The organism is Coleofasciculus sp. LEGE 07092 (assembly GCF_015207375.1).
Classification (GTDB): Bacteria; Cyanobacteriota; Cyanobacteriia; order Cyanobacteriales; family Coleofasciculaceae; genus LEGE-07092.
In genome coordinates this window covers 1-8665 of record NZ_JADEWY010000197.1, presented here as the reverse complement: position 1 = coordinate 8665, position 8665 = coordinate 1, and the positions used below count along the sequence as shown (strand labels likewise).

Here is an 8665-nt window from a genome sequence, read left to right as displayed (position 1 = left end):
AAGAGACAGGAGTAACACCTCAAAAATCTCCTTGTCTCCTTGTCCCCTTCACGGGAATAAAGTCAAGCGACCAAAGCCTGACACAAATTGTCTTCGAGCTCCCACTCTTGCTCATTCATCCCTTGAATCGCCTGCACCATAATCTGACGGGTGTCCAACCCTTCGGCACTGAGTTGCAGCCACTGTTGGGCGCTATTGCCTTGCCGCAAAATTTTCTTGAGGGGCGAGAGAAAACAACTAAAACCCTGTTGTTTGGCAATGGGAAAAACGGCTTGATAAATCTCGTCAATCCAATCTCGTGCCAGAATCGTTCTGCCATCCTGCCAATGAGTCAGTTCAGCATCCAAACTGGATTTTGCCGCAGCTACTTCATTCGCATCAGTCACCGCTACCAAGTCATCGGCACTAAAGGTATGGCTTTGGAGGGGGTCAAGACTGGGATTTTCCAGCAATTGAGTGATACGGGCTTCTAGTAATGCCATGACCGCTAGTAGGGCAATGGGGTCTGCCATCAAATCGCAGATTCTCAGTTCCAATCGATTGAGGTCGTAGGGGCGGCGGTTGCCATTGGGTCGAACAGATGACCACAAATGGCGGACGTTGCGCATCGTACCCGCCGCTAGTTGATCTTCTGTCCAGTTAATAAAGTGAGCGTGACTTTCAAATAGGGGAACATGGGCAGGGGTTTTGGGGAAAATTGCCCAACGGGTAGAGTGGTAGCCTGTAGGCTGTGCATTCAGAAAGGGAGAAGAAGCGCTGAGGGCAAGGTAGAGGGGGGCTTCTACCCGTATCAGACGACAAGCCTGGATTAGCTTATCCGGATCGGAAATTCCCACATTAATGTGAACGCTAGCGGTAACAACTTTGCTGCCGTAAGTTTGCTCGATGTAGTCGTGGTAGGGGTTTTGGGGGTCAGAACGGTAAAAGCGATCGCTTCCTTCCAGTGACAGAGTACTTCCTGGAATCAGGGTGTAATTGCCGAGCCGTTTTAGATAGGTTCGCAATTGTTGGCGAGGACGCAGCAAGGCACACAAAAGGCGATCGTAACAACACAACGGAGCGGTGGTGTATTCCACATTGCGGCTATCGGGTTCTCGCATAAATCCGTCTAAGGATGCCACAATCTGATCGGAAAGACCGACAATTTCCCCTTGAGGTGTGCCGGTATACATTTCAATTTCAAAACCTTTAGACAGCAGCACGATTTCTCCTAGAGCTGGATAGAGCGACCTGACGACTCTTAAAGTGTATCAGTGAAGGCAGAGTGATAGCTCTCTTGAAAGGGAGTAATTTAGAGCGATCGCCTCCTTAGGTAATACTATCGATTTGATGAGGCAGTACAATTCACCCAATGGGATGAGCCGATGTCACCAGGTAAACACTCTTCTTTCCAACTGATAACTGGCACCAGTGGCAACAACCCGCCAGTGGTTTTAACCACTGTCTTATAGCTAAAGTCGTCTTTAGACGACTGGATAAGAGTGTTAGTCCACAAAGCGTGGACTTAAGCTATTAGCCCAGAGTTAAAACTCCGGGAGGGTTTTCGGGTTTACTGACAATGGTGCCAGATGTGAGTTCTTCAGATAAAGTTACTGTGCTTTGATTCATGAAAAAGCTGGTTCTAGTTCTTTTTCTATTCAGTGTTGCTTCATTGTCTTGCCTATATTACTTCTGGCGACAAGCTACTCAACTTCCGGAGTGGTACACTACCGAGACTGTCGATGGGCAGGAAACGGTAGATTTGAGCAATGAATCCGAAATTATTGCTGCTAAAGCTAGATTACAAGCCAAAATTGACGCCAGCATCACTAAAGCTGAAGTGGCTGATACACAGCAGTAGCCCTTAATTGGACTGGAACCCTCAAAGGGGAAAAACGTAGAACTCCAATTTAGCGATCGCGACGTAAACGAACTGTTTGTCACGACAATTGCCGATAAAATTGCTTCCCAACGAGTTTTAGCTACTCCTCCAAGTGTTCGCACTACTATTAAAGATGGTGAAATTGAAACGGGGGCAGTTGTCAATTTGGCAGAGCTGTCTAATCATCCGTCAGCATCCCGAAAAGAAGCCACCTTGGAAAGAGCGATCGCCGCATTTCCTGTTTTAAAGGAGCGAGATGTTTATGTTGGGATATCGGCAAAACCGAGAATAGAAAACGGTCGATTGAAATTAGATGACGGTACGGAAATTAAGGTGGGTAACTTGAGATTAACACTATCACAACTTGCCCAGCGACTGGATGTGCCGCCAGAAAAACTCGAACAATCCCTCAACATGACACTAGAATTGGGACGATTTCAAGTGAGTGACGTGGACGTGAGTGATAATAAGGTTTTTCTGAGAGGTTTGGTAGAATAGGTAACTCTTTGGTAATTGCCTCACTATTTACGTCAGATGCCGCTTTTCCTTTGCAAGTGAGTGATCATTTCGTCTACAGCTTCGAGTTTACCCTTTAGTTTCCATGCACTTTCGTTATTTCCCCCTTTGGATGCAAGGACATTGAGAGCACTTTGGTATTCTGTTTTACGCTCCAACCAATAGTTCAAATCCTGACGGTACGCGGCTACGAGATTGTCTGTAGAATTACTCAAGACTGTATCCTCAACTCAACAAAACCCACTATCGATCGCTAAACGTGGCGATTTGACAATTCTAATGAACACTTTCCAATTTTCGAGGGTGATCACAAAAAACGCAACATCTGTGAAAGCTGTCAAGCAAGTCTGAGGCGATCGCACAAAGGCAGACTCCTGATGAAAGAACCTTGAACCCTAAACGGGCGACGTAGCATAGTTTCTGCCAACTCTTGAAGAAATGGGCTTATCTGTCACCCTTAAACTGGACTTGATAGACTATTAGCTTAATCATTGCGGCAGCCTGCCCATGGAACCGATCGAAAACGTAGCCCTGCCGTCGCAGCTTAGAGGAGAGAGTGCTTTAGCTGCCATAGTTTTCACGGATGTAGAATCGTTTACGACCAAGATGGCAGCCGATGAAAAGCATACGCTAACTCTCATTCAACGAGATTTTGAGCTGATGAGTCAAGTGTGTCAGCGCTTTGAGGGACACGTCCTCAAAACCTTGGGTGATGGGTTGTTAATGTATTTTGTGAGTGCGGAAAAAGCCGTATTGTGTGCGGTAGAGATTCAAACGGCTTTTGCTACTGCTGCGGCTCAACTGTCAGAACGTGACGTTCTCAAACATCGAATTGGGATTTATCTGGGGGAAGTGCTTTTCAGCGGCAACGATGTGATGGGGAATGGCGTGAATGTAGCAGCGCGACTACAAGGGGAAGCAACACCAGGGGGCGTTTGTATTTCCCAAACCGTTTACGATGTGGTTAAAAATCGGTTGCGATTGCCCATAACCTACATGGGATTGCGCAAATTAAGGGGCATCCAAGAACCGATGCCGGTGTATCAAATTACTCCACCCCGACCCCAAATCGGCACCCATCAGCGAGTGTTTATTTCTTACCGAACGCAAAATCCCGACTTTAAGCTGGCTGAGACGTTATGTGCAACATTAACGAAAGTGGGTCATGAGGTTTTCATGGCGGGGGAAAATATTCGTTTGGGAGAGAATTGGCCCCAACGCATTGAGGCAGAATTAAAGCAGTGTGATTACCTGCTGCTGCTCCTGTCAGAACAATCTGCCATCAGTGAAATGGTGACTGAGGAGGTAAGACGGGCGAAAGAATTGCGAGATGCGCACCCTGAGAGTAAGCCTGTAATTTTACCCATTCGGGTCAACTTTCCTCTGACATCACCCCTTAATTACAACCTGCGCGGCTATCTCGACCGAATTCAGCAGCGGGAGTGGTACTCCGATGCCGATACACCAACGGTTATTCAGGAAATCCTCAGCATTTTGGCAGAAGGTCGAGTTCCAGAAGATTTGACTGAATCGGGACTAGAAATACAGCCAGCCGCTTTAGATGGACCCGATTGCTATCCTTTGCCAAGTGCCGTGCCAGAATTACCGGAGGGGCAGGTGGATTTGGCATCTGTTTTTTATGTCGAGCGATCGCCCATTGAATTGCGCGCCAGTGAAGCCATTATCCAACCCGGTGCTCTTATCCGAATTAAAGCCACCCGACAGATGGGCAAAACCTCACTGATGGCTCGGATTCTGTATCATGCTTCACAGCAGGGATATCGCACAGTTGCCTTAAATCTTCAGTTGGCAGAGGGTAAAGTTTTTAAAGATATCGATAAATTCTTGCGGTGGTTTTGTGCCAGTGTGGGGCGGCGTTTACGGCTACCGAATCAACTGAACGAGTACTGGGATGAGATTTTTGGGAGCAAAGATAATTGCACGGCGTACTTTGAGGAATATTTGCTGGAAAATATCGACAGTCCCTTAGTTTTGGGCTTAGATGAAGTGGACTGTCTCTTCCAATATCCCGAAATTGCCGCTGACTTTTTCGGACTGCTGCGGGCATGGCATGAGGATGCCAAAAATCGAGATATCTGGAAAAAATTGCGCTTGGTAGTGGTACATTCTACGGAAGTTTACGTGCCGATGGATATCAACCAATCGCCGTTTAATGTAGGGCTGTCGGTGGAATTACCGGAGTTTACCCCTCAACAGGTTTTCGATTTGGCAAGTTTACACGGACTCGATTGGCAGGTTGCTCAAGTCGAACAGTTAATGGCAATGGTCGCAGGACATCCATATTTGGTGCGGCTAGCACTCTATCATATTGCACGGCAAGACATTGGATTGGAGGAATTATTGAAAACAGCTCCTACAGAAGCCGGACTGTACAGCGACCATTTGCGGCGGCATTTGTGGAATTTGCAGCAACATCCAGAATTAGCAGCCGCGATTCAGCAAGTTGTAACGGCAACGGCACCCGTGCGTTTGGAATCAGCCGCCGCTTTTAAGTTGCATTCTATGGGTTTAGTGGATTTGCAAGGGAATGAGGTAAAACCCCGTTGTGATTTGTACTGTCAGTATTTCCGTGATCGCCTGAAAGGAGAATGCTATACAGCTCCATAGCAGACCGATTTCCACTAATGACTTCTTAACATAGATGTGAGGAAACAATAAACAATACTATGGCTTTCATCAAACTGGATGAATACAATCCCAATTACCGATGACAAGTGCCTTATACCGAATTATATACCAAAAAAGAATAATATCTACTAATTGTAAATCAATGTAAAGGCTTCCCTTTTACCCAATAGCATCGCAGTAGACTGGGATTAAACCTACTATTTCCAAGTAAATTTGGGGTTGAAGAGGGAGGCTATGGGGATCGCTACAATTAACCCAGCAACAGGGGAAACGATAAAAACATTTGAACCGCTCAGTAAAGAATCGATTGAATCTAAACTAGCAGTGGCACAACAGGTGTTTGAGTCTTATCGCCAAACGCCAATGACTCAACGCGCTGAATGGCTCAACGCCGCAGCGGAAATTCTGGAGCGCGACAAGGTTCGCTTCGGCAAGATCATGACCACTGAGATGGGAAAACCTATCAAAAGTGCGATCGCTGAAGCTAACAAATGTGCCTGGGTTTGCCGCTACTACGCCGAACACGCTGCCGAGTTTCTGGCAGATGTTCCTGCTGCCACAGATGCGAGTAAAAGCTTCGTTCGCTACCAACCCCTAGGGATTATTCTGGCAGTTATGCCCTGGAACTTCCCTTTCTGGCAAGTTTTTCGCTTTGCTGCACCCGCACTGATGGCAGGGAATGTCGGTATTTTGAAACACGCCTCGAATGTCCCGCAATGCGCCTTGGTAATCGAAGACATTATTCGAGAAGCAGGATTTCCGGCAGGGGTGTTTCAAACGTTCCTTGTGGGTGCTGACCAAGTTAAAGATATTGTTATAGATCCGCGAGTCAAAGCGGCAACCTTGACAGGTAGTGAACCGGCTGGAGCAAGTCTAGCGGCAATTGCTGGTCAGGAAATTAAGAAAACTGTTTTAGAACTTGGAGGAAGCGACCCCTATATTGTTCTGGAAAGTGCTGATCTAGAGGCTGCTGTTTCCACAGCCGTTACAGCACGGATGCTTAACAACGGGCAATCCTGTATTGCTGCCAAGCGCTTCATTGTAGTTGATGCCGTTGCCGATGAATTTGAGCGGCGTTTGGTCGAGAAATTCCAGGCGCTGAAAATTGGCGACCCGATGGAGGAAACTACGGATCTGGGTCCTTTAGCAACTCCTAGTATTCTCAAGGACTTAGACCAACTTGTTCAAGTGTGCATCGAGAAAGGCTCGAAAGTCATTATGGGAGGGAAAGCATTGAGCGATCGCTCCGGTAACTTCTACCCGCCTACCATCTTGAGTGACTTTCCACCAGGAACGCCAGCCGATAACGAGGAATTTTTCGGTCCAGTTGCTTTATTGTTTCGAGTGCCTGACATTGACGCGGCAATTGCCAGAGCCAATGCTATCCCCTTTGGACTGGGAGCAAGTGCCTGGACAACGGATGAAGCGCAAGCCGAACGCTTAATCGACGAACTGGAAGCGGGTGCCGTTTTTATCAATGGCTTAGTTAAATCTGACCCGCGCCTGCCCTTTGGTGGTATCAAACGTTCCGGGTTCGGGCGGGAGTTAGGAATCCAAGGAATTCAGGAATTTGTCAATATTAAAACAGTCTGGGTGAAGTAATTGTGTCTGTAGACGAACCATAGCGACAGGGGCTAAGTTGAAGAAACTACGATAGCCCCAGAAGATTTCCATGCCTAAATATTATTTGCTGAAGGGGGCGAAGCCGTTCAGCCAGTTTTTAGCCCCTTCACATCCTACTCGTAGGATGGAATTGGATAGGGAGGCGATGGCGATATAGCGTTTCTCTATCTAGTGAGGTACACCCTGATGAAGGCAGGGAATAGGAAATGGGGAATGGGGAGTAGGGAATGGGACTGTACCTCATGTAAGTGAGAACCGCTATAAACAAATTGATTTAGTACGCAAAGCCAAAAAATAAGACCGATTGAGGGAAATGAGATGGGAGAATTAAATACAGCGGAATTGTTGGTACGCTGCTTGGAAAACGAAGGAGTTGAGTACGTTTTTGGACTGCCTGGAGAAGAAAATCTGCACGTTCTAGAAGCGCTCAGAACGTCTTCCATTAAGTTTATTACGACCCGCCACGAACAAGGTGCAGCATTCATGGCGGATCTGTACGGACGCTTGACGGGTAAGGCGGGAGTTTGCCTTTCCACATTAGGTCCAGGTGCTACTAATTTAATGACGGGTGTTGCTGATGCCAACTTAGATGGTGCTCCCTTGGTGGCTATTACGGGTCAAGTGGGAACCGACCGGATGCATATTGAATCCCATCAGTATCTGGATCTGGTGGCAATGTTTAGCCCCGTAACCAAATGGAATACTCAAATTGTTCGTCCAAGCAACACTCCAGAAATTGTCCGCAAGGCGTTTAAAATTGCTCAGAGCGAAAAACCGGGAGCCGTTCACATCGATTTGCCAGAAAATATTGCGGCAATGTCTGTAGTCGGTGAACCCCTTAACAAAGACGAACGGGAAAAAACCTATGCTTCTTTCCGGAGTATCGGCAAAGCGGCTGTGGCAATTTCTAAAGCAAAAAATCCCCTAATTTTGGTTGGAAATGGTGCAATTCGTGCTAATGCTAGCGAAGCCCTGACGGAATTTGCCACACGGATGAATATTCCGGTGGTGAATAGCTTTATGGGTAAAGGTGTAATTCCTTACACCCATCCCCTCGCTCTGTGGACGGTAGGACTACAGCAGCGCGATCATATTAACTGCGCCTTCGATCAAGCGGATTTAATTATTGCCGTTGGCTACGATCTGATTGAATATTCGCCGAAAAAGTGGAACCCACAAAGCAAGATTTCTCTCATTCATATTGGCGCAACCCCCGCCGAGATTGATAGCAGTTATATTCCTTTAGTAGAAGTTGTGGGAGATATTTCTGATTCGCTCAATGAAATTATGAAACAGGCAGATCGAGAGAGCAAATCTACACCCTCTTCGGTAGAACTGCGCTCAGACATCCGGGCAGATTATGAACAGTATGCCAATGATGAAGGGTTTCCCATCAAGCCGCAAAAACTAATCTATGATCTGCGGCAGGTAATGGGTCCAGAAGATATTGTCATCTCTGATGTTGGGGCACACAAGATGTGGATGGCACGTCACTACCACTGCGATCGCGCCAATACCTGTATTATTTCTAATGGCTTTGCAGCGATGGGGATTGCCATGCCAGGTGCGATCGGTGCGAAACTGGTTTATCCAGATCGGAATGTTGTTGCCGTGACTGGTGATGGTGGTTTCATGATGAATTGTCAGGAACTAGAAACGGCATTGCGAGTCGGCACCAACTTCGTCACCTTGATTTTTAATGATGGTGGCTATGGTTTGATTGAGTGGAAGCAACAGAATCAATTTGGCGACTCAGCCTTTGTTCACTTTGGCAATCCAGATTTTGTTAAATTTGCTGAAAGTATGGGTTTGAAAGGTTATCGCATTACGTCAGTAGCGGATTTAATTCCGACTCTAAAAGAAGCTCTTGCTCAAGATGTTCCCACCGTCATTGATTGTCCAGTCGATTACGGTGAAAATCTCCGCTTTAGCCAAAAAGCTGGGGATTTGAGTTGCAAGATGTAAGAGAGTTATGACTCTTATTCTGCTTTAAGGTTGAGTTGGGGAGTGGGGAAT

7 protein-coding genes are annotated in these 8665 nt (G+C 46.8%); 5 read left to right on the top strand and 2 right to left on the bottom strand.

Annotation, left to right across the window (positions count from 1 at the left end):
* Window positions 1-62: 62 nt before the first annotated feature.
* Window positions 63-1202: a glutamate--cysteine ligase gene (gene gshA / locus IQ257_RS27900; protein ID WP_193881403.1), complete on the bottom strand. Its 1140-nt coding sequence runs from the start codon at window positions 1200-1202 to the stop codon at window positions 63-65.
* Window positions 1203-1651: 449 nt separating this feature from the next.
* Between gshA and IQ257_RS27895 the strand changes: the two genes are divergently transcribed.
* Both IQ257_RS27895 and IQ257_RS27890 read left to right on the top strand, forming a co-directional pair.
* On the top strand, window positions 1652-1840 hold the full coding sequence (locus IQ257_RS27895; RefSeq protein WP_193881406.1) for a hypothetical protein: 189 nt from the start codon (window positions 1652-1654) through the stop codon (window positions 1838-1840).
* A gap of 186 nt (window positions 1841-2026) precedes the next feature.
* Entirely contained in the window at window positions 2027-2359 is a 333-nt protein-coding gene (locus tag IQ257_RS27890) for a hypothetical protein (RefSeq protein WP_193881409.1), read from the top strand.
* A gap of 32 nt (window positions 2360-2391) precedes the next feature.
* On the opposite strand, the gene IQ257_RS27885 is transcribed toward IQ257_RS27890, so the two are convergent.
* On the bottom strand, window positions 2392-2592 hold the full coding sequence (locus IQ257_RS27885; RefSeq protein ID WP_193881412.1) for a hypothetical protein: 201 nt from the start codon (window positions 2590-2592) through the stop codon (window positions 2392-2394).
* 292 nt (window positions 2593-2884) lie between these two features.
* On the opposite strand from IQ257_RS27885, the gene IQ257_RS27880 reads away from it, so the two are divergent.
* The 3 genes from IQ257_RS27880 (at window position 2885) to IQ257_RS27870 (ending at window position 8614) form a co-directional block, all read left to right on the top strand.
* Entirely contained in the window at window positions 2885-5005 is a 2121-nt protein-coding gene (locus IQ257_RS27880) for an AAA-like domain-containing protein (RefSeq protein ID WP_193881415.1), read from the top strand.
* A 255-nt stretch (window positions 5006-5260) separates the two neighbouring features.
* Window positions 5261-6628 carry an NAD-dependent succinate-semialdehyde dehydrogenase gene (locus IQ257_RS27875; protein ID WP_193881418.1) on the top strand — a complete coding sequence of 456 codons (1368 nt, stop codon included), beginning with the start codon at window positions 5261-5263 and terminating at the stop codon, window positions 6626-6628.
* 339 nt (window positions 6629-6967) lie between these two features.
* Window positions 6968-8614 (top strand): acetolactate synthase large subunit, encoded by a 1647-nt coding sequence (locus tag IQ257_RS27870; RefSeq protein ID WP_193881421.1) that lies wholly within the window; start codon window positions 6968-6970, stop codon window positions 8612-8614.
* Window positions 8615-8665 lie beyond the last annotated feature (51 nt).